The 20332-nt window shown below is 63.5% G+C and carries 19 protein-coding genes; 8 read left to right on the top strand and 11 right to left on the bottom strand.

Annotation, left to right across the window (positions count from 1 at the left end; translation table 11 throughout):
• Positions 1-128 precede the first annotated feature (128 nt).
• From guaB to Q7S20_03505, 6 genes are all read left to right on the top strand, one after another.
• The gene (gene guaB, locus Q7S20_03480; GenBank protein ID MDO8500883.1) at positions 129-1682 is read left to right on the top strand and encodes an IMP dehydrogenase; all 1554 of its coding nucleotides are present in this window, start codon (positions 129-131) and stop codon (positions 1680-1682) included.
• A 181-nt stretch (positions 1683-1863) separates the two neighbouring features.
• Positions 1864-3411, top strand: coding sequence for an amino acid permease (locus Q7S20_03485; GenBank protein MDO8500884.1), 1548 nt, complete (start codon positions 1864-1866; stop codon positions 3409-3411).
• Positions 3404-4438, top strand: coding sequence for a bifunctional oligoribonuclease/PAP phosphatase NrnA (locus tag Q7S20_03490; protein ID MDO8500885.1), 1035 nt, complete (start codon positions 3404-3406; stop codon positions 4436-4438). The genes Q7S20_03485 and Q7S20_03490 overlap by 8 nt, the downstream gene beginning before the upstream one ends.
• Positions 4439-4483: 45 nt before the next feature.
• Positions 4484-5368 (top strand): glycosyltransferase, encoded by an 885-nt coding sequence (locus tag Q7S20_03495; protein ID MDO8500886.1) that lies wholly within the window; start codon positions 4484-4486, stop codon positions 5366-5368.
• Positions 5365-6102 (top strand): methyltransferase domain-containing protein, encoded by a 738-nt coding sequence (locus tag Q7S20_03500; GenBank protein ID MDO8500887.1) that lies wholly within the window; start codon positions 5365-5367, stop codon positions 6100-6102. Before Q7S20_03495 ends, Q7S20_03500 begins: the two co-directional genes overlap by 4 nt.
• Positions 6102-7733 (top strand): hypothetical protein, encoded by a 1632-nt coding sequence (locus tag Q7S20_03505; protein ID MDO8500888.1) that lies wholly within the window; start codon positions 6102-6104, stop codon positions 7731-7733. Before Q7S20_03500 ends, Q7S20_03505 begins: the two co-directional genes overlap by 1 nt.
• Positions 7734-7753: 20 nt before the next feature.
• Here Q7S20_03505 and Q7S20_03510 read toward each other — a convergent pair whose 3' ends face one another.
• The 8 genes from Q7S20_03510 to Q7S20_03545 form a co-directional block, all read right to left on the bottom strand.
• Complete coding sequence (locus Q7S20_03510) at positions 7754-8128, bottom strand: nucleoside triphosphate pyrophosphohydrolase family protein (protein MDO8500889.1); 375 nt, start codon at positions 8126-8128, stop codon at positions 7754-7756.
• The gene (locus Q7S20_03515) at positions 8125-8994 is read right to left on the bottom strand and encodes a nitrilase-related carbon-nitrogen hydrolase (GenBank protein MDO8500890.1); all 870 of its coding nucleotides are present in this window, start codon (positions 8992-8994) and stop codon (positions 8125-8127) included. The genes Q7S20_03510 and Q7S20_03515 overlap by 4 nt, the downstream gene beginning before the upstream one ends.
• Before the next feature lie 135 nt (positions 8995-9129).
• Positions 9130-10584: an NCS1 family nucleobase:cation symporter-1 gene (locus Q7S20_03520; GenBank protein MDO8500891.1), complete on the bottom strand. Its 1455-nt coding sequence runs from the start codon at positions 10582-10584 to the stop codon at positions 9130-9132.
• A 166-nt stretch (positions 10585-10750) separates the two neighbouring features.
• Complete coding sequence (locus Q7S20_03525; protein MDO8500892.1) at positions 10751-11296, bottom strand: hypothetical protein; 546 nt, start codon at positions 11294-11296, stop codon at positions 10751-10753.
• Positions 11297-11319: 23 nt separating this feature from the next.
• Entirely contained in the window at positions 11320-12711 is a 1392-nt protein-coding gene (hydA, locus tag Q7S20_03530) for a dihydropyrimidinase (GenBank protein ID MDO8500893.1), read from the bottom strand.
• A 55-nt stretch (positions 12712-12766) separates the two neighbouring features.
• A complete protein-coding gene (locus Q7S20_03535) occupies positions 12767-14161 on the bottom strand; it encodes an aspartate aminotransferase family protein (GenBank protein MDO8500894.1) in 1395 nt (464 codons plus the stop codon).
• Entirely contained in the window at positions 14162-15298 is a 1137-nt protein-coding gene (locus tag Q7S20_03540; GenBank protein MDO8500895.1) for a hypothetical protein, read from the bottom strand. It lies immediately after the preceding gene.
• Between the two features lie 37 nt (positions 15299-15335).
• Entirely contained in the window at positions 15336-16790 is a 1455-nt protein-coding gene (locus tag Q7S20_03545) for a CoA-acylating methylmalonate-semialdehyde dehydrogenase (protein ID MDO8500896.1), read from the bottom strand.
• A gap of 173 nt (positions 16791-16963) precedes the next feature.
• Here Q7S20_03545 and Q7S20_03550 point away from each other — a divergent pair, with 173 nt between their 5' ends.
• Positions 16964-17197: a NifU family protein gene (locus tag Q7S20_03550; GenBank protein ID MDO8500897.1), complete on the top strand. Its 234-nt coding sequence runs from the start codon at positions 16964-16966 to the stop codon at positions 17195-17197.
• Between the two features lie 80 nt (positions 17198-17277).
• Complete coding sequence (locus tag Q7S20_03555) at positions 17278-18435, top strand: Mrp/NBP35 family ATP-binding protein (protein MDO8500898.1); 1158 nt, start codon at positions 17278-17280, stop codon at positions 18433-18435.
• A 77-nt stretch (positions 18436-18512) separates the two neighbouring features.
• Here Q7S20_03555 and Q7S20_03560 read toward each other — a convergent pair whose 3' ends face one another.
• The 3 genes from Q7S20_03560 to Q7S20_03570 all read right to left on the bottom strand — a co-directional run bounded on the left by Q7S20_03560 (position 18513) and on the right by Q7S20_03570 (position 20289).
• On the bottom strand, positions 18513-19052 hold the full coding sequence (locus Q7S20_03560; protein ID MDO8500899.1) for a hypothetical protein: 540 nt from the start codon (positions 19050-19052) through the stop codon (positions 18513-18515).
• Between the two features lies 1 nt (position 19053).
• The gene (locus Q7S20_03565) at positions 19054-19599 is read right to left on the bottom strand and encodes a hypothetical protein (GenBank protein MDO8500900.1); all 546 of its coding nucleotides are present in this window, start codon (positions 19597-19599) and stop codon (positions 19054-19056) included.
• Positions 19600-19680: 81 nt separating this feature from the next.
• The gene (locus tag Q7S20_03570; GenBank protein MDO8500901.1) at positions 19681-20289 is read right to left on the bottom strand and encodes a sigma-70 family RNA polymerase sigma factor; all 609 of its coding nucleotides are present in this window, start codon (positions 20287-20289) and stop codon (positions 19681-19683) included.
• Between the last annotated feature and the right edge of the window lie 43 nt (positions 20290-20332).

Here is a 20332-nt window from a genome sequence, read left to right on the forward strand (position 1 = left end):
TGCCGTCAAGGCGACGCGAAAACAACCCGCTTCTTCAGATTGCTGCACTCGACCTTCGGTCCGCCGGAGCTGTTCTTCAAGGTCGCGGGCACGCTGGACTAGCGGGGCGGTTTTTCTTACATTTAGCTATGGCAACCACAACTCGTCCGACTTCGAGGCCCGCTCAACCGGCTGACACCGGGAGCGGGCTTTCGCGTCTGAGGGATACGGAGCTGTCGGTTCGGGGGACCGACCGCGTCCGGCAGGACATGGTCCTCACATTCGACGACGTCCTGCTGACCCCGCGGCACTCGGTGGTGCTCCCGAGAGACGTCAGCACCGCGTCGCGATTCACGCGCAAGATCCCTCTCAATGTCCCGTTCGCTTCGGCGGCGATGGACACCGTCACCGAGTCGGAGATGGCGATGGCGATGGCCCGCGCCGGCGGCATCGGGGTGATCCACAAGAACATGTCCATAGACCGCCAGGCGGCGGAGGTGGACCGGGTGAAGCGGTCGGAGAGCGGAATCATTCTCAATCCGATCACCCTGTCGCCCGACGCGACGCTCCGTGAAGCGGTCGCGCTGATGACGCGGTTCCGCATCTCGGGCGTGCCGATCGTGGATCGCGACGGTCATCTCGTCGGCATCATCACCAATCGCGATCTTCAGTTCGAGCGAAACCTCGATCAGCCACTGCGCGAAGCGATGACGTCCGAAGGCCTGGTGACTGCACCGGTTGGAACGACGCTCGACGAAGCCGAGCGAATACTGGGGAAGCACCGCATCGAGAAGCTGCCGGTTGTTGACGCCGAGGGCGCGCTGTGCGGGCTCATCACCGTTCGCGACATTCACAAGCGGCGCGAGTTTCCCAACGCCAACAAGGACGAGCATGGGCGGCTGCGCGTCGCCGCAGCGATCGGCGCATCCAACTTCCACGATCGCGCGCGCGCGCTGGTGGACGCCGGCGTTGACGTGCTGGTGATAGACACTGCGCACGGGCACAGCGAAGGAGTCCTCAAGGCGACGGCCGAAGCGCGCGAGGCGTTCCCCGACGTGCAGCTCGTGGCCGGCAACATTGGGACCCGCGAAGGTGCCGCAGCGCTTGTCGAGCGCGGCGTGGACGCGGTGAAAGTCGGAGTCGGGCCGGGCTCCATCTGCACGACGCGAGTCGTGACGGGTGTCGGCGTTCCGCAGCTCACGGCGATATTCGACGCGGTCGAAGGCGCTGGCGACGTTCCGGTCATCGCCGACGGCGGGATCAAGTATTCGGGCGATATCGTGAAGGCGATCGCCGCCGGCGCGTCGAGCGTGATGATGGGCTCGATGCTCGCCGGCACCGAGGAAAGCCCGGGCGAATCTCTGCTCATGGAGGGACGCCGTTTCAAGACGATCCGCGGCATGGGGAGCATGTCGGCGATGCAGGACGGAAGCGCCGATCGCTACTTTCAGGAAGGCGAGATGTCGCCGGAGAAACTGGTGCCCGAGGGGATCGAGGGCCGCGTTCCGTACAAGGGACCGGTGGGCGACGTGATCTTCCAGATGGTGGGTGGCTTGCGCGCGGGAATGGGGTACGTCGGCTGCGCTGACATCGAGGAGTTGAAGCGCGACGCGCAGTTCATCCGCATCACGGCCGCGGGCCTGCGCGAATCGCATCCGCACGATGTAGTCATCACGCGCGAGGCGCCGAACTATTCGGTCTAGCGTTCAGCTATTTCTCGGGTAGGCCAAACGGGGACTTGTTCCTTGACAATGCTCGTCGCCGTGCGACAACTTCTCCACGCTTTCCGCTGTGAAATACGAATAGCCGCTGCCTGGCAGGCCAGACATCGAGGCCCGCCGGCTCGTTGTACGTTCACATCCGCCGGATTCCGGAGACTCTCGAATGGGTATTTGGTCGAAGAAAAGCGTGGCCGCGCTGCAGGTAGAAGCGGTCGGAGAGGAGGGCACGCAAACACTCAGGCGTGCGCTCGGCGCGCTCAACCTCACGACATTGGGCATCGGGGCTATCATCGGCGCCGGTATCTTCGTTCTGACGGGGACGGCGGCGGCGCAGTATGCCGGGCCGGCCATCGTGTACTCGTTCATTCTCGCCGGGCTCGGCTGCCTCTTCGCCGGACTCTGCTACGCCGAATTCGCGGCGATGATTCCGATCGCCGGCAGCGCGTACACGTACGGATACGCGACGCTCGGTGAGCTCGTCGCGTGGATCATCGGCTGGGATCTCATCCTCGAATACCTGTTCGGAGCGGCCACGGTCGCGGTGGGCTGGTCGGGATACTTCTCCGCCTTCATGAACGAGCTCGGGTTCCGGATCCCAGTGCAGTTCACGGGCGCTCCGCTCGACGTTGTGGGTACGCACAACCTCGTCGCTTCGTCCATCTGCTACGATCCGTCCACCAACGAAGTCATCAAGCTCGCGGCCGGCTCGGTCTGCGACACGACGAAGTACACCATCACGCACGGCATCATCAACCTCCCTGCGATACTCCTCGTCGGTCTGATGACCATACTGCTCGTCATCGGCATCAAGGAGTCGGCGCGGTTCAACAACTACATCGTGTTCGTGAAGCTGGCTATCGTTCTTCTCGTCATCGGCTTCGGCTTCATGTACGTGAACTCCGATAACTGGCACCCGTTCATTCCCGAGAATACGGGAACCTTCGGGCAGTTCGGCTGGACGGGAATCGTGCGCGGCGCGGCGGTGATTTTCTTCGCCTACATCGGATTCGACGCCGTGTCCACCGCGGCGCAGGAAGCCAAGAATCCTCAGCGCGACATGCCGATCGGTATTCTCGGCTCCCTGGCGATATGTACGGTCCTGTACATCCTGATGGCGCTGGTGATGACGGGGCTCACGAGCTACAAGAACCTGAACGTGCCGCACCCGGTGTTCATCGCCATCGAGGCGGCCGGACCGGCGCTGGCCTGGATGAGGCCGATCGTCAACATCGGAGCAATCGCGGGCCTCGCGTCGGTAGTGCTCGTGATGCTCATGGCGCAGCCGCGCATCTTCTTCTCGATGTCGCGCGATGGCCTGCTCCCGCCGGTGTTCGGGAAGGTCCACCCGAAGTTCCGGACACCGTACATCACCACGATTCTGACCGGCGTGATCTGCGCCGTGGTCGCCGGCCTGTTCCCGATCGGACTGCTCGGCGAGCTCGTTTCCATCGGGACTCTGCTCGCGTTCGTGATCGTCTCGGCCGGCATCATCGTGCTGCGCAGAAAGAGCCCCGATCTGCCGAGACCGTTCAGGACGCCGCTGGTTCCGCTCGTTCCGCTCCTCGCCATCGCCATCTGCGGCTACATGATGTACAGCCTGCCGGGCGATACCTGGATCCGGCTGATCGTGTGGCTGGCGATCGGACTGCTCATCTACTTCATCTACGGAAAGGCGCACTCGCGCATCGGCAATACCGCAACGAGTGGTTGATCTTCTAACAGTATCGAACGACAGACGAGCTGCGATCGAGCGTCTCGCGCGGGAGTTCCGCGCGGGGCGCTCTGTCGTTCTGTCAACGCACATCAACGCCGACGGCGACGGGTGCGGCTCCGAGACGGCGCTGGCGCGAATCCTCATGTCGCTCGGGATGAAGGTCCAGATTGTCAACCCCACTCCCTGGCCCGAGATGTACGACTTTCTCCTCGGCGGTGACGTGACGGATGCCACCGCTCTCGGCGCGGCGGTGATGAAGAAGGCTGAGCTGCTGATCGTGCTCGACATCAGCGACGTGAAGCGGCTCGGCGGGCTCGCGGACACGGTGCGCGGGCTGCGCGTTCCGAAGCTGGTGATAGATCACCACATCCCGAGCGAGGAGCCGCCGGGCACCGAGATCCTCGCCGATACCGCGGCGTGCGCCACTGGCGAGCTGATCTTCGATCTCGCGGTGACGCTGGGAGTCGAGATCACGCCGCAGATGGCCGTGGCTCTGTACGTCGCGATACTCGCCGACACCGGCGGATTCAGGTTCAGCAACACGACTGCGCGCTGTCTCGCCATCGCGTCGCAGCTCCTCGCCGCCGGAGTCGAGCCGGAGGAGATGTACCGCCGCCTGTACGCGTCGCATCCGATCGGCCGGCTGCATCTGCTGCGTGATGCGCTGGCGACGCTCGAGGTTGATCCGGCCTACGGCATCTCGTGGATTTCGGTCGCCGCCGGCGCGGCAGAGGAGTACGGTCTCAAGTCCGATGATCTGGAAGGGTTGGCGGAGCATCCGAGGTCTGTCGGCGGGACACGCATGGCGATCTTTTTCCGCGACCTGGGCCACGGGAAGATCAAGGTGTCGTTCCGCAGCACTGGCGATGTGGACGTGAACGAGTTCGCGAGGAAGTTCGGCGGCGGTGGGCATGCGCGTGCGTCGGGGGCGTTGATTCCTGGCACGCTCGAGGAAGTGAGGCACTCCGTGGTCGCGGCTGCCCGCGAGTTCGTCGGAAGCGTCGAGGGGCACACCGCCGGCTGAAGGTCCCCCGTTGCAAGCCGTCCTGCCGGTCGTCCCTTGAGAGGAATGCCTCGTCGAAAAACTCCCCCCGGGTCACTGTACGGCGGTTATCAGCCCTTCACGGAGCCGGTGGCGCTTTCGGTGGTGCTGCCATGCTACCGCACCGCTGCGCTCGCGCGCCAGTCGGTGACGCGCCTGGTCACGGCGCTCTCCGGGCGAATCGATTCGTTCGAGATCATCGTCGTGGATGACGGCGCGGGCGACTGCGTCGTGGCAGTCGGAAACATTCCGCCTGGTCCCGGTGGAAACATCCGCGTCATCACGCTCCCGGAGAATCGCGGAAAAGGGAAGGCGGTGGCGGAAGGAATGAAAGCGGCCACCGGCGCGGTGCGCGTCTTCACCGACATAGATCTGCCGTACGGCACGACTCCCATCATGCTCGTCGAGACTCTGGTCCGGACGCGCGGCTTTCACATGGTGATAGGCGACCGGACATTCCCGCAGTCGCGATACGAGATAGCGCTGCCACTCGGACGACGGCTGGCATCTGGCGTTTTCTCGAAGATAACGGCGACGCTCATCACCGGCGGATTTTTCGACACGCAGTGCGGACTCAAGGGATTCCGCGGTGACATCGCCGGGGCGCTATTCGGGCTCCAGCGCGTGGACCGGTTCGCATTCGACGTCGAGCTGATCTACATCGCCCTCAAGTACGGGCTCGAGATCAAGCGCATCCCGGTGATACTCGAATCCAACGACACATCTTCCGTTCGCCTGGGCCGGGACGCCATGCGCACGTTCGGAGATGTCGCGCGCATCAAGTACAATCAGCTTCGCGACAACTATGCCAGTCCGCAGCTCGCGGGTCTCGTCGCCGGCGAATGCGCCGCGGCGTCGCAGCCACTCCGCACTCCCGCCTTCTCGCGGCCCGTGCTGAGCATCCAGAGATGAGCACTGCCGAAGTAATTGACTATGAGGAGCACTGGTCGAGCTCCGTCGAGACGTACGAGAGCCATCCGACCAGCCGCCATCGTCGTCGCTTCGTCATGAGCTGCCTGAGCGGGATCCACCCGCGGCCGGGAATGTTTGTGTTCGACTACGGAAGCGGAGCGGGGCTTCTCCTCGGGCAGATCCAGTCACGCTTCGGAATGCCGGAAATGGATTTCGGCGGGTGTGACATTTCTCTCGCGGGGATCGAAGCCGCGCGGAAGCGCCTTCCGGGCGCGACTTTCATCGCCGGTGAGTTTCCGGCGCTCGAGCGGGGAATCGACATCGCGATTACCTCCGAGGTCATCGAGCATACGGCGCAGTACCGCGAGGTCCTCGCGTGGCTGGCGGATCACATGAAATCTGGCGCGGACCTGATAATCACGACGCCGGGCGCCACACTCGACCCGCCGGATCATTACTACGGACACATCCAGCACTTCACGTTGGAACATCTTGGAGAGGTTCTGGGAGAGCTCGGCTTCACCATCTGCACTGCGCGCTACTGGGGCTTTCCTTTTTTCACGCTGCAGAAATGGGTGACGAAGCGAAACTTCGATCGCATTCGCGACCAGTACATGCACGGCGAGCTGAACTTGAAGAAGAAAGCCATTTTCGCACTTACGTACTACACCTATTTCGTGCACGACCTGTTTCCGAAGGGGCCGCAGATATTCATCCACGCGCGGAAGAAGTGATGCCATCGGGCAAATCCGTGCTTCAGATCAACCCCGGGCAGGCGCGTCCTTTCGCGCGCGTCGCCGTCGCCACGCTGAAGAACAACTGGGAGGTGCTGCTCATCCTCTCTCTCGCCGCTGCCGTATTTCGCCCGTGGTCGATGTCCATTCTTCCAACTTTCGACTTCTCGGAATTTCTGCCGCAGGCGGCTGCGCACGATTCCTCCATCGCGCAGTACATCGCGATCGTCGCCGAGCTTGGCACTCAGGGGCGGATGTGCCTGCTCCAGTATGTCCACATGGTGATCGCCTGGCAGGCGTTCGGAATGTGGGCGCCGGGCTGGCACTGGACGTACTTCGCGTTGTTGAGCGCGGTCGTGATCGCAGGGTGGAAGGTGATGCTTCGTGTCGGTGTGAGCCGGCCGGCTGCCACCATTGCGCTCACCGTATGGGCGATGATGGAACCGACCGCGGGAGCGTGGCTCCGTCCGACGGGAGAGCCCATCGCGCTGCTCCTCGCATTGCTAGCATTCCGCGTGGGATTAGGCTATGCCGACGCCAGTGACTGGCGACGGCGCGCGGTGATCGTCGTGTCGTGCGCGGTCGGCGCAATGCTCGCGAAAGACGTACTTGCCGCCATCGTTCCGCTCTGCTGGATCGGCACCCGGTTCCGCGTGCACGATGGGAACTGGGAGTGGACGCCATGGCAGCGGCGAGACACGATCCTCATCCTGGCCCTCGCTGCCGCAGTGCTTGCTGTAATGGTCCCGATCGCTTATGTGGCACTCAATGCCCCAAAGGGGAACTATGCCGGGCAGTTCGGTGAAAAGCTTTTCGACCTTTCAAATGCGGCCGAACGGCTGCAGGTCACCTTCCTCCCGCTCAGGGAACGAGCACCTCCACTTTCGCGGATCCTCAACGATCCGCTCTGGCGGCTCTGGATACTTGCACCCGGCCTGACATGGATGTGTGCGGTTGCCGCTGGTCTCGTGATCGGCGTGCGCCGCGGTCGCATATGGCCGATTGCGCTTGCGGGAGTCTGGAGCATCGTCGGAGTGGTCGTCTACGCTCCGTGGCCCGGCAGGGCGGCGTTCTACATGCTTCCGTTCGCGTTCGGCGCGGCGTTCGGAGCGGCGCATGCGCTGACTTGGCTTCTCCAGACCCGATCCACCGGCCGCATCTGCTTGGCCGGGCTGGCTTTCGTAATGGCAGTCACCACGTTCGAGGCGCGGGGTATCGTGTATGAGCACGAGCTTCGGATCGGCGTCGATCAGCACATCATGACCCGCATCGCCGAGATTGACGGCTCCGATCAGCTCATCGCCGCGGTCCCCAAACCAGCACCACCGGAGATGTGGGGTCTTGGGCGCCGCCTGGCTCAGTTCGGTCACCTGTACACCGGAACCCCGAAGGTACCGGGGTTCGATGTCAGTTGTGCCGAATCACGCCGTCTTCTGGAAAGCAACCCACGGACAATTGCCGTGAGCGAGGATCGCGCGTGTGGCATTCTGACCACTCGCTCCGAGCCGATTTCCATGTCGGTTCCGCGGTATCGGTGGCCACTCCTGACGGGATCATTTCATACCACTCGCACCGCCTATGTAACCCGGGGCGCCGCGGTAGGCGGGACCATCGCCGTCGTTGTCCGGTAGCCCAAAAACCTCCCGGCAGCTCAGCCGTGCGGGCGGTTGACACTCCGCTCGGCACTGAATCCTTCAGGGTAGCGCTTCTTCAGCTTCTCGACGTTCATCCGCGCGATATCACCCAGGCCGACTCCGATCCCGCGCGCGCCCATCGCGCAGTACCATAGAATGTCGCCGATCTCCTTCGCAATCTTATCCTTCGTGGCGTCGTCGAGCGGATGGCCGTGAAACATGACCTTCTTCACGTGGTCGGCGATCTCGCCCGACTCGCCTGACAGGCCAAGCGCGGCGGTGTTGAGCATGGTCGCCTGATTGGCGAGACTCTCCGGCGATGCGGTGCGCAGCGCCAGGGAAGCGTACACATCGAAATCGGAAAAGGACTCCGCCGCGTGAGCGTCCGTCACAGTGCCACCAGCCCGCTGTAAGTCTCCGGTCTCCTGTCGCGATAGAACTGCCACACATTCCTTACCTCGCGCACCTTGTCGAGATCGAGCTCCGCCGTCACGAGCTCCGTCTTGTCGCGGCTGCCCGTCGCGATGAACTGCCCGCGCGGATCGCAGAAGTAGCTCTGCCCGTAGAACTCGCCGATGTCCCACGGCTGCTCGTGCCCGACGCGGTTGATCGCGCCGACAAAGTATGCGTTTGCCACCGCGTGTGCTGGTTGCTCGAGCTTCCACAGGTACTCCGAGAGCCCGGCCACCGTCGCCGAGGGATTGAAGACGATCTCCGCGCCGTTGAGTCCGAGAGCGCGCGCGCCCTCCGGGAAATGCCTGTCGTAGCAGATGTACACGCCGATGTCGGCGTACGCTGTCCTGAATACGGGGTACCCGAGGTTGCCGGGCTTGAAGTAGAACTTCTCCCAGAAGCCCGGCGCGCAATGCGGAATGTGGTTCTTGCGATACTTGCCGAGGTATGTGCCGTCGGCGTCAATCACCGCGGCGGTGTTGTAATAGATGCCCGGCCCGTCCTGCTCGTATATCGGCACCACAATCACCATGTTGTGGTTCTTCGCCAGCTCCTGCATCAGCTTCGTGGTCGGCCCGTCCGGAATCTTCTCCGTGGTGTCGTACCACTTCGTCGTCTGCTCGGCGCAGAAGTACGGGCCGGTGAAGATCTCCTGCATGCAGATGATCTGCACGCCTTCCTTCGCCGCCTGCTCGATGATCGGAACGTGCTTGGCGATGTTGGCTTCGCGGATGGTCTCGAGCGGCTCGCTCGTGCTGCACGCATGCGTGGCCTGGATCAGGCCGCACTTCACGACTCTCGGCATTCTATTATTCCTGTTTCAGCTTTCGGTTCTTGGCTAATTGAGTCATCAAGCTGGCAAAATGGTCGTGCGCCCGCCAGCCATTTCTACTCGGCAGCGGAAAGGTCTTGTGAGACCGGTGTGACCGGTGAGTGAGGGTCAGGAAGCAGTCTTCTTCGTGCCCCGCATCAGAATAAGATAGAACGCGAAGCTCAGCGCAAAGGTGACGAACCACGCGTAAGTGTAGAGACGGTCGAACAGGTTCGGGTCCGCCACCTGGCCGCCGGGGGTCGTCGCGGCGTGGATGAACCCGGGAACCACCGGGAGCACCGCGATGACGAGCGCCGCCATGGCGCGCCAGTTCACCCCGCCCGCGTACGTGTAGCGCCCTTCGACCGAGAAAAGATCGCGAAGGTCGAGCTGCTGTCGCCTCACGATCCAGTAGTCGGCGATGAGAATGCCGCCGAGCGCGCCCATCAGGCTCGAGTATCCGATGAGCCAGGTGAAGATATAGGCGGCGGCGTCGGAGTAGAGCTTCCACGGCATCATCAGAATTCCGATGACCGCCGTGATGAGCCCGCCCGTCACGTAGGTGATGCGGCGCGGGCTGAGGTTGGAGAAGTCATTCGCGGGGGATACGACGTTGGCCGCCATGTTAGTGGTGAGCTGCGCCGCGAGAATTATCAGCGCGCCGAAGATGATCACCGCGGGCGACCCGATCTTCGTGATCAGCTCGACGGGATCCCAGATGGCTTTCCCGAAGATGACGATCGTCGCGCTCGTCACCGCGACACCGATGAACGCGAACAGCACCATCGTCCCCGGCAGTCCGAGCGCCTGGCCCATCGCCTGCGACCGCTGGCTCCTGGCGTAGCGAGTGAAGTCGGGGATGTTGAGCGAGAGCGTCGCCCAGTATCCGACGTTTGCGGTGAGCGCGGCGGGGAAGAGCGTCCAGAACGGCGTCGAGCCCTGCTGCAGCTTCACCGACTCAGTGAGAATGTTGCCGAGGCCGCCGCCATGCCGCACGGCCCATACGAGCAGCGCCAGGCCGCCGGCGAGAAGAAGCGGCGCCGACCAGCTCTCCAGCGCCTTGATCCCCTCAGTGCCCTTGAGGATGATGAAGACCTGGACCAGCCAGAAGATTCCGAACGCGATCCCAGTGTGCGCTCCGATCTGCGACCACCCGGACCATGCCGCATTGAGGAGCGCGTCGAGCGCCAGTCCGCCGATCCACGTTTGAATGCCGAACCAGCCGCAGGCGACGACCGCGCGGAGCATCGCCGCGACGTTCGCTCCCTTCACGCCGAAGCTCGCCCGGCAGAGCACGGGGAACGAGATGCCGTACCTCGTTCCCGCGTGCGCGTTGAGAATCATCGGGATGAGCACGATCACGTTCCCGAGAAGGATCGTGAACAGAGCCTGATACCACGTCATGCCCTGCTGCATCAGTCCCGACGCCAGCGTGTAGGTCGTGATGACGACGGCCATCCCGATCCACAGCGCGGCGATGTTGTAGGTGGACCACGTCCGCCGCGACGGCGGAGTCGGCGCGAGGTCCGGATTCCACAGCGGACTACTGGAGAGTTCAGCGTCGAGCTCTTCGGATGCGTGCATCTGACCTCAGGAGGATGCGTGCACTGCCGGATTGTGGTGCTGCTGCCTGCCGCCGTCGCGTGCTGTTGACGCTACCTGTGCATTCCGCTGAGCGGATTGAAGAACTGCAGGCCGAGGTCGAAGGTGAAGTAGTTCGCGCCCTGCTCAGGGGAGCCGGCGGTATTAGCTACGCCAGGCACCTTGTACTTAAGTTCTGCCCGACGTAGCGCGCCTGCGGCGTAAGGCGGAAGAAGCCGAGGAGCGGGATGTCCACTCCGGCGCCGACCTCATATCCCGGATTGCGATCCGTCGTGAGCTCGGTGGACTGGCTGCTGCCGTAGCCGCCCTGGAGCTCGTTGAACGTTACGCCACCCTTGATCCACGGACGGACCATGGAGAATCCCGGCGGAATCAGCTTCACGCCTGCGGCGAACCCCTGGAGCTTGTACTTGCCGTCCGTGTTACAGGTGGTGCTCTGGCAGTCGAAGTTGATGTGATCGAATCCGCCGTACACGCCGATCATGCCGAGCTGAAGGCCGGCGTCGAGTCCGTAGCCGAACCCTGACTTCGCCGCGTCGAGGGCCGCCGAGCTTGCTGCGGTGTTGTCGCTGAACGCTCCCGTCGGGATGCCTGCTCCGCCCCTCAGGCCGAAGTAAAGCCCTTGCGCGCTGAGCGGAGCTGCGCCGACGACCAGCCCGGACAATACCGCAACAACGCGTTTCGAGATTCTCATTGAGCTCTCCGGATCGAGTAGACCTACTGTAGTCCGGCGGTGGTGCGCGGCAGCCATTTGCCGCGTCCTTCCTTTCCAACAACGCGATAATCATCCACAATCACGTCGCCTCGCGATAGCGTCGTGCGCGAGAAACCCGCGAGATCCCATCCCTGGTACGGCGACCAGTCGGCATTGGTCTCCATCGTCTCGCAGTCCACTTTCATTGTTGTCTTCGGGTGGATTATCGCCAGATCGGCATCGGCTCCGACTTCGATGGCGCCCTTCCGCGGATAGAGTCCCATGATCTTCGCCGGATTGGTGCTCAGCTTCTGCACCATCTCCTCGAGTGAGATCCGGTTCTTCAGCACCCCGTGCGTGTACGTGATCGGCATCAGAGTCTCGAGCCCGGGCATCCCCATCGGGATCTTCGTCCAGTCACCGTTCCACATCGCCTTCTGCTCGCGCGTGAACGTGCACGTGTCCGTGGAGATGACCGACACCTCACCACTCTTGAGACCTTTCCACAGGCGCTCCGAATCCTTTGGAGTTTTGAGCTGCGGGCAGCATGCGAAGAGATGGCCGTCCTCTCTGTCGAACATGCTGTCGTCGAGCACCAGGTACTGCGCGCACGTCTCGGCGATCACCGGCACTCCGCGTGCCTGCGCAGCCTTGACGATGTCGGTGCCCTGCGCGGTGGACATGTGAACGATGTAGAGCTGCCCGCCGGTCACTTCGCTCCATGTCACTACACGCTGAATGGCTTCGGCCTCGATGAAGTTGGGGCGCGTCATGCGATGGAGCCGCGCGCCGTACTGCTTCATCAGCTCGGGCGTGTGGTGCCGTGCGATCAGCTCGTCGAGCACGCGTGACGACTCGGCGTGCACCAGCAGCATCGTGCCGTACTCCTTCATCTTCTCGAGCGTGCCGAAGAGCGCGCGATCGTCGGACTGCCACCCCTCGGACTCGTAGATCATGAACTCCTTGAAGGTGGTGAAGCCGCGGTCCACCATGCCCTTGATCTGGTCCTTGTGCTCGTTGTAGCGGGTGATGCAGATGTGGAAGGTGTAGTCAATGAGCGCCTTGCCTTCGGCGCGAGCCATCCATTTGTCGGCGGCGTCGTTCAGGGAATCGCCGGCGTAGGGAATGGCGAAATCAATCAGCGTCGTCACGCCTCCCCGTGCTCCGGCGCGCGTGCCTGTGCGATAGTCGTCGGCCGAGACGGCGCCCATGAAGGGCAGCTCGAGGTGAACGTGCACGTCGAGCACGCCGGGGATCACGTGATGTCCCTTCGCGTCGACGATCTTCGTTGCGGCACCTGCTTCGAGATCAGGGCCGATCGCGGCGATCTTCTCGCCGGAGATGCCGATGTCGGTAACACTGGTCCCGCGGGGGGTGACGACGTTGCCGCCCCTTACGATCGTGTCGAATCTCACTTCCGCTCCATTATTGAATTGCCTCTCGTGCGATCAGGCGGATTCTGCGCCCGCCTCAGGCGGCTTCGACCGTTCCCAGCGCGTGGTGAAACACATCGAGCGCGAAATCCGCGTCGGCGGCGGTGATGCACATCGGCGGCTTGATGCGGATGACGTTGCCGTCAATTCCACCCTTGCCGATGAGCACTCCCATGACGCGCGCTTCCTCGAGCACCTGCAGCGTCTCCGCCTTCGCCGGCTCTTTGGTACCGCGATCGCGCACGAGCTCCACGCCAAGCATGAGGCCCATGCCACGGACGTCGCCGATGAGCTGATGCTCGTTCATCAGCTTCTTCAGCCCTGCTTTCAACCGCGCGCCCACGACGCGCGAGTTCTCCTGAAGCCCGTCCTCGTCAATCACGTCGAGGACCGCCGAGCCAGCCGCCATGCACACCGGGTTGCCGCCGAAGGTATTGAAGTGCACCCGCTGCGTCAGTGCCTGGGCGATCTCCATTCGCGTCGTCACCGCCGCGAGCGGAACACCATTGCCGATGCCCTTCGCCATCACAACGATGTCGGGCACCACGTCGAAGTTCTGGAATCCCCAGTAGTGGTCGCCTGTCCGCCCGAAGCCGGTCTGGACCTCGTCAGCGATGCAGAGACCGCCATACTCGCGCACGACGGCGTACGCCTCGCGCAAATAATTCCTCGCCCCGTGCGTCGCCCCGCCCACTCCCTGGATCGGCTCGGCGATGAACGCCGCCACTTTACCCGGGGTCGAGAAGCGGATGAGATCCCTGATGTCGGCCGCGCTCTTCGACGCGATCTCCTCGGGCGTGCCGGTGAAGGGACTGCGATACGGATCGGGATTGATGACGTGATGGATCCCGCTGTTGATGTTAACTGGATACTTCCACGTGCTGTGCGACGTGAGGGTGTTGCTCGACGGCGACGCGCCATGATACGCGTTGCGCAGCGCGATCACGTCGTTGTTGCCGGTGTACAGCCGCGCGATCTGGACCGCGAGATCGTTGGCCTCGCTGCCGCTGTTCACGAAATAAGTGACATCGAGCCCCTTCGGCATCTTCGATGCGAGCTTCTTTGCGAACGCCGGCATTCCGGGATGCAGATAGATCGTCGTTGCGTGCTGGAGTGTGTCCACCTGCTGGTGAATCGCCGCCGTCACCTTCGGATGGCAGTGTCCACAGGAAACCGTGACGATTCCAGCAAAGAGATCGAGATATCGCTTGCCGGTCTCGTCGAACAGCCACTGCATGTGGCCCTCGACGATCATCAGCGGATCCTTGTACAGAGTGGTAATCGCCGGGTTGGCGTACTGCTTCCGCATTGCGATGACTTCATCGCGTGACGGGCCGCTGTACGGACGCGGCATGTGATCGCACGGCGGCATCTGCGGCGCCGTGGCTCTCGTCGCTGCGCCGGTTTCGGCGCGGGGCATGGTCGCCGTCATCTACTTGACCGCCTGCGCCGTCTCGGCCTCGGCCGGCGCGGCATAGCCCTCGACGGGCTCGTAGCCGCCGGCATAATCGGAGGTGCTGGGGCGGCGGATCTTCGACTGTAGCACCACGCGGTCACGCCGTGACCCGCGGAAATCCTCGAGCGAATTGAAGCCGTGCTTCTCGAGAAACGCCCTGTATCCCTCATTGAGCCGCTTGATGACGTTCGGTCCGATTGCGTGATCGAGCATCGCCGCAGTGCACACCTGCACCGTGCCACAGCCGAGCGCGAAATAACTGGCTGCCTGCGACATGTCGGAGATCCCGCCGATTCCGGAGAAGCTCCTGTCGGGAAACGCCTGCGTCAGCTGCGCCATCTTGGCGAGCGCCATCGGCAGAATCGCCGGGCCGCCGAGGCCGCCGCTCGACACGAATCCATCAACGTTGATCTCGAAGTCGAGCGTGTCGGGGTCAATCAGCGGCAGTGAAGGGAAAGTGTTCGACGATGCGATTGCATCGGCGCCGCCGGTGAAACACGCGCCGGCTTCAACGACGATGTCGGCGGTGGCCGGCGTGAGCTTGCACCACACGGGAACCTTGGAGACTTCCTTCACTGCCTCGGTAACCGTGGAGCAGAGCACGGAATCCTTGCCGATGTTCGATCCCATGTCCTTTCTGTCCATGTGGGGACACGAGAAGTTGAGCTCGAGCCCGTCGGCCCCTGCGTTCTGGCATGCTTGCGCGAGGAGCTGCCAATGCCCAAGCTCCTTGTCGTTGCCGGAGCCGGCCATGATCGAGGCGATGAGCACCTTGCCCGGATGCGCGTCCTTGATGCGGCGGATGCGCGGCTCCCACCAGTCAATCGGCTTGTCGGAGATAAGCTCCCAGTTCCACGACGAATGCAGCGCCGTGTTGTCGCGCTTCTTCATCGAGACCTGCGCGCTCTCGGTGGACGTGCGCATGAACTTCGCCTTCGCACCGTAAACGTTCACCACGGGATGCAGGCCGATGGTCTTGGTCACGACGCCACCCCATCCGGCGTCGAACGCCCGCATGATGTTGCTCTCCGACTCCGTCGGCGGCGCCGAGGAGAGCATGAAGGGGTTTTCGAATTGGATCCCGGTGAACTTTACCGAGCAGTCAACAGCCATTGCTGCCTCCATAAGCGTTTCCGGCCGCGGCGGCCGGTCAGGACATCCAGTTTGTGCCGTGCTCCCTGTTCCATTTCGTCGTCATCTTCTTCGATTGCGTCCAGAATTCGATCGAGCCGCGGCCGGTGATGTCGCCAACGCCAAAGCGCGACTCATTCCATCCGCCGAACGAGAAGGGCTCGCGCGGAACCGGCACGCCGACGTTGACACCGACCATTCCCGCGCTCGCGCGCTCCATCACGTAGCGCGCGGTGGCGCCGCTTTCCGTGAAGACGGACGCGGCGTTTCCATATGGCGATGCGTTCTCGACGGCCAGCGCCTGGTCGAGATCCTTCGTGCGGATGATCACCAGCACGGGCCCGAAAACTTCTTCCTGCGCGATGCGCATGTCGGGCGTCACGTGATCCATGATCGTCGGGCCGACGAAGTATCCGCCCTCCTTGCCCGCGACCACTGTGTTGCGGCCGTCCACCAGGATGGTGGCGCCTTTCTCTTCGGCCTCCGTGATGTACCGCTCGATTCTCTCTCGCGCTGCCGCCGAGATCACGGGGCCGAGATTCTTTCCGGGCACGACTGTCTTTGCGTGCTCGATGATCCGCTTGATGATGTGATCCGTGTTCGACACCGCCACCATCACCGACGCCGCCATGCAGCGCTGTCCGGCGCATCCCGACATGGACGCGACGACGTTCGACGACGTCATCTCGAGGTCGGCGTCAGGCATCACGATCAGATGATTCTTGGCGCCGCCGAGCGCGAGCACGCGCTTGAGATTGGCGGTGCCGCGTCGGTACACGAGCTTTGCGATTTTCGTCGAGCCGACGAAGCTGATGGCCTCGATTCCGGAGTGATCGCAGATCGCCTCGACGACGTCCTTGCCGCCGTGCACCACCTGGAACACACCCTCGGGAAGTCCCGCTTCCTTCAGCAGCCCGGCGATCCTGTTCGCGCTGAGCGGAACGAGCTCCGACGGCTTGAGGATCAGGCAGTTGCCGAGTGCGATGGCGTTGGGGATGGTCCAGTTGGGGACCATGTTCGGGAAATTGAACGGCGCGATCGAAGCGACGACACCGAGGGGAAAGCGCTCGATCCGGCATTCGACGCCGCGGCTCACCTCGAGCACTTCGCCCGCCGTGATCTGCGGCAGCGAGCAGGCGAACTCGGTGAGCTCCATGGACTTGAGGATCTCCGCCTTCGCCTCGGCGTAGATTTTCCCGTTCTCTTCGGTGACGAGCGCGGTCAGCTCTTCGATATCGCGCTCAAGGAGGTAGCGGTACCGGTAAAAGATCTGGACGCGCTCCTTGATGGGAAGCGAGGACCATGCCGGAAAGGCCGCCTGGGCGACCGCGACGGCTCTGTCCACGTCGCGTCTCGACGACAGCGGTACCTTCGAGATGACCGAACCATCGCTCGGATTGAACACGTCGAGGAACTCGTGCTCGCCCGTCACGAAGTCACCGGCCACGTAGTTCCGGACTTCGGGGTATTTCATGCCAGTCCTGCAGAGGGTGATACTGTCTGCAAACTGTCACGCAAACCATTGCCGGGCAAGGGAAAAACACCCCCTTGGCGAGGCGGAAACTGCGCGTCCGGGTGGCTCCGCGGCGGTGCGGAATCTATCTTGATAAGATGAGATCTCTGGGGCGGAAACGGACTCGGTCGCAGGTGGCGATCGAGAAGAGCATCGAGACGGTTCTCATCGAGGTGCAGCCGCTGCTCAGAATGGAGCATTGCCGGCTCGAGCTCACGAGCTTCACGACGGACACCGGCGTTCTCGTCGTCAGCATCGAAGGCTCGTGCTCCGACTGCGAGGTCTCGCCGGCGACGTTCTCAACGGCGATCGCCGCTCACGTCAAGCAACGCGTTCCCGAAGTCCTCAACGTCCGCTTCGCCGACTGACATTCGGAACGGGCGGACGAAGCCGGCCGATTAGCTTTCGAAGGTATCTTCATCGCCCCCGCTCCAAGGATCCATCCAGAATGCCCGACAATCTCCAGGTCCGCGTGGACACCGCGCTGGCCAGCGTTCGCAACAACCGACTCGGCCTCAACATTCTCGAAGCGGGAATGGTGCGCGATCTCGCGACGACCCTCGACGGAAAAGTGCGCTTCAGCGTGCTCCTTTCCTCAGCCGACGACGCGTCTCTTGTTCGCGACGCCCGCCAGGTGGTCGAGCAGGTGCCCGGCGTCACCGACGTGCGTGTGGACGTGAAGGACGCCGCGCATCCGGGTGGCGGCAGCTCCGTGTCGGCCGCGCCGACCAACGACGCGATTCCAAAGTCGCGCGCTGAAGGAAAGTCCCGTGCTCTCCCGGTGATCGGTCAGGAACCGCAGTCACAGCGCGCCACCGTCCCCGCACCCACTCCGGTCAACTACCCGAATCTCGGCACGGTCATCGCGATCTCGAGTGGCAAGGGCGGTGTCGGCAAGTCCACCGTCGCCACGAATCTCGCCGTGGCGCTGGCGAAGCAAGGCGCGCGCGTCGGTCTCATGGATGCCGACATCTACGGCCCGAACATCCCGCGGATGATGGGAATCAACAAGCCGCTCGAGGTGGACGCGGACGCGCACATCATTCCGCTCGAGGCGCACGGCATCAAGCTCGTGAGCATCGGGTTCCTCATCGAGCGCGATCAGCCGGCGATATGGCGCGGCCCGATCATCATGAAGGTCATCACGCAGTTCCTGCGCGACGTGAACTGGGGGCAGCTCGATTTCCTGCTGGTGGACATGCCTCCGGGCACCGGCGACGCGCAGCTTTCACTCGTTCAGGCGACGCATGTCAGTGGCGCTGTCATCGTCACCACACCGCAGGACGTCGCGGCGGGCGATGCGCTCCGCGGCGCGAAGATGTTCCAGCGTGTGGATGTGCCGGTCATCGGCGTGATCGAGAACATGAGCTGGTTCGACTGCCCACACTGCGGCAAGCCGATGAGCATCTTTGGATCAGGTGGCGGAGAGCGTCTCGCGAACGAGCTCGGCGTGCCGCTACTCGGGCAGATTCCGCTATATCCGCAGGTTCTCGTGGGTGGAGATGCTGGGTTGCCCATCGTGGTGGGAGAGCCCGAATCTGCGGCAGCTGTCGCTCTGCTGAAAACCGCCGAGCGGATTGCGGCTGCCTACCCCTGGAAAGACTAGCCGGCCGGGTAACGGTCTCGTCGGTCTCACTAGCACTTCCCGCTGCCCCACAGAGTAGCCAGCGGGCGCGCGACCACCTAGACCTGCTTGAAATCGCCCCGCCAGTAGGACAGCAGAACCGCGCCGAAGCCGGTGGTGACGGCGATGAACGTCACTGCGCAGGCAAACGATTCGAGCATCGCTCCGAGTAGTGGCACGCCGCTGAGCGCCGCGGTCACGAGCCAAAGCCCGAGATAGACGGCGGTGCCGGTGAAGAAAGCGCGAAGCATCGCGCCGTTCGGCGTCTCGTCGCGACTCTTTCCGCCGGTGATCGCCGCGCCGGTCATCGTCGCGACGGCGATGAAGCCGAACATCGCGATGCCCGCGACAACGACCATGAAAGCGACGAGCCCGAGCGGAATGAGCAGGATGCCGATGAGCGTAGCGGCGAGCAGAACCACCACCGCGACCGCGCCGGGCAGGATCGCGAGCTGACCCACGAGCCCGCTGCCGAGGGACTTGCCGACCCCACGCTGCATCGTGTTGATGACGATCTGGAGCTTGTCCGCGCCGAGGGCCATCAGCGTGAAGCCGACGATCCCGACGATGAGAATCCAGCCGATCACGATACCTGGCATGTCAGGCGGCCTTCCGGCTGGCGGATGCGGCCGCGCGGAGAGCGGCGGTGGCGGCGACCACTCCGGCCGCGAAGGATCCGATCACCGCCACGCCCGCAGTCGTTCCGGCAGTGGCGGCAGCCCCTGTCGCGGTGCTTGCGGCCGATGCCGAGGCATCGGTGGCGAGCGCGGTGAGGAAGGCGACAGTGCTCTGTCCGAATACACGTGAAACGAGCAGCAGCAGATCCACGTTGAAGAACGCGACGAGCGCGACAGCCGTCATCGTGACGCCCAGGGAGGCGATGAGCGCGGCGGCGGCGATGCGGGCGGGGATCGAGCGGCGCAGGTCTGTCTGAGGAACCTGGGAGGCGGTGCGTCTCTCGATCGGAGCGGACCAGGCGGGCGCGATGGCCCGCCTGTCAGCGACTGCGGGGACCTGAGCGGCGCCTGGGATGCGCACCCGCGCCATCACCTTGTCCGCGAATTGCGGAGACGGCGAAAAGGACGGCAACTGCTTCATTGCCGCCGCGATCGGCGCGAACTCTTCGTCTGAGTAGTTGTCTGTCAAAAGATCCTCACGAAGGGATTACGGCGGGCCGCGGGCCCGGGTTTCACGATTCTCCAAATCATTTTCCGGGCCGGAGTGGGGTCATCTCACGTCTCCCAGGGCCGCCCTGAGCTCATGCCGCGCGCGGTGGATATACGTCTTCACCGTTCCCAAGGGGAGCTTCACTATCTCGGCTATCTCCTCGTACGACTTGTCCTCGACGTGCCTGAGCATGATGCAGGCCCGGTACTCGGGGCGGAGCTGGCCGATCGCTCGCTCGATTGCCGTGCCCAGCTCCCGCGACTCGAGCTCTTCGAGCGGTGACTGGCCCGGCGAGACGACGGCGATGGACGTGGCCTTGGCGCTCTCCGACGTGACCGCGTCGGGCGCGCCCTCGATGCTGATCGTGTCAACGCGCCGGCGGCGCAGGTGATCAATGGTGAGGTTGTTCGCGATCTTGAACAGCCAGCTCGAGAATTTGAACTCGGGGCTGTAGCGATCGATGTTGTTGAGGACCTTGATGAAGGTCTCCTGCGCAAGGTCCTCCGCCATCTCGCGGTCGCGCACCATGCGGAAGATGAGCGAGAACACCGGTCGCTCGTAACGCGCGACAAGCTCGCGGTATGCAGCTTCCGATCCCTTCCTCGCCTCGGCGACGACGGCCGGATCGGAAAGTGTCGAGAGAGGGGGAGAGTCGGCTCCGGCAGGCATGGGCGGAGACAAAGCTAGCTTGCCCCGATGGTATGCGCGCCGT

It is taken from the genome of Gemmatimonadaceae bacterium, from assembly GCA_030647905.1.
Taxonomy (GTDB): Bacteria; Gemmatimonadota; Gemmatimonadetes; order Gemmatimonadales; family Gemmatimonadaceae; genus UBA4720.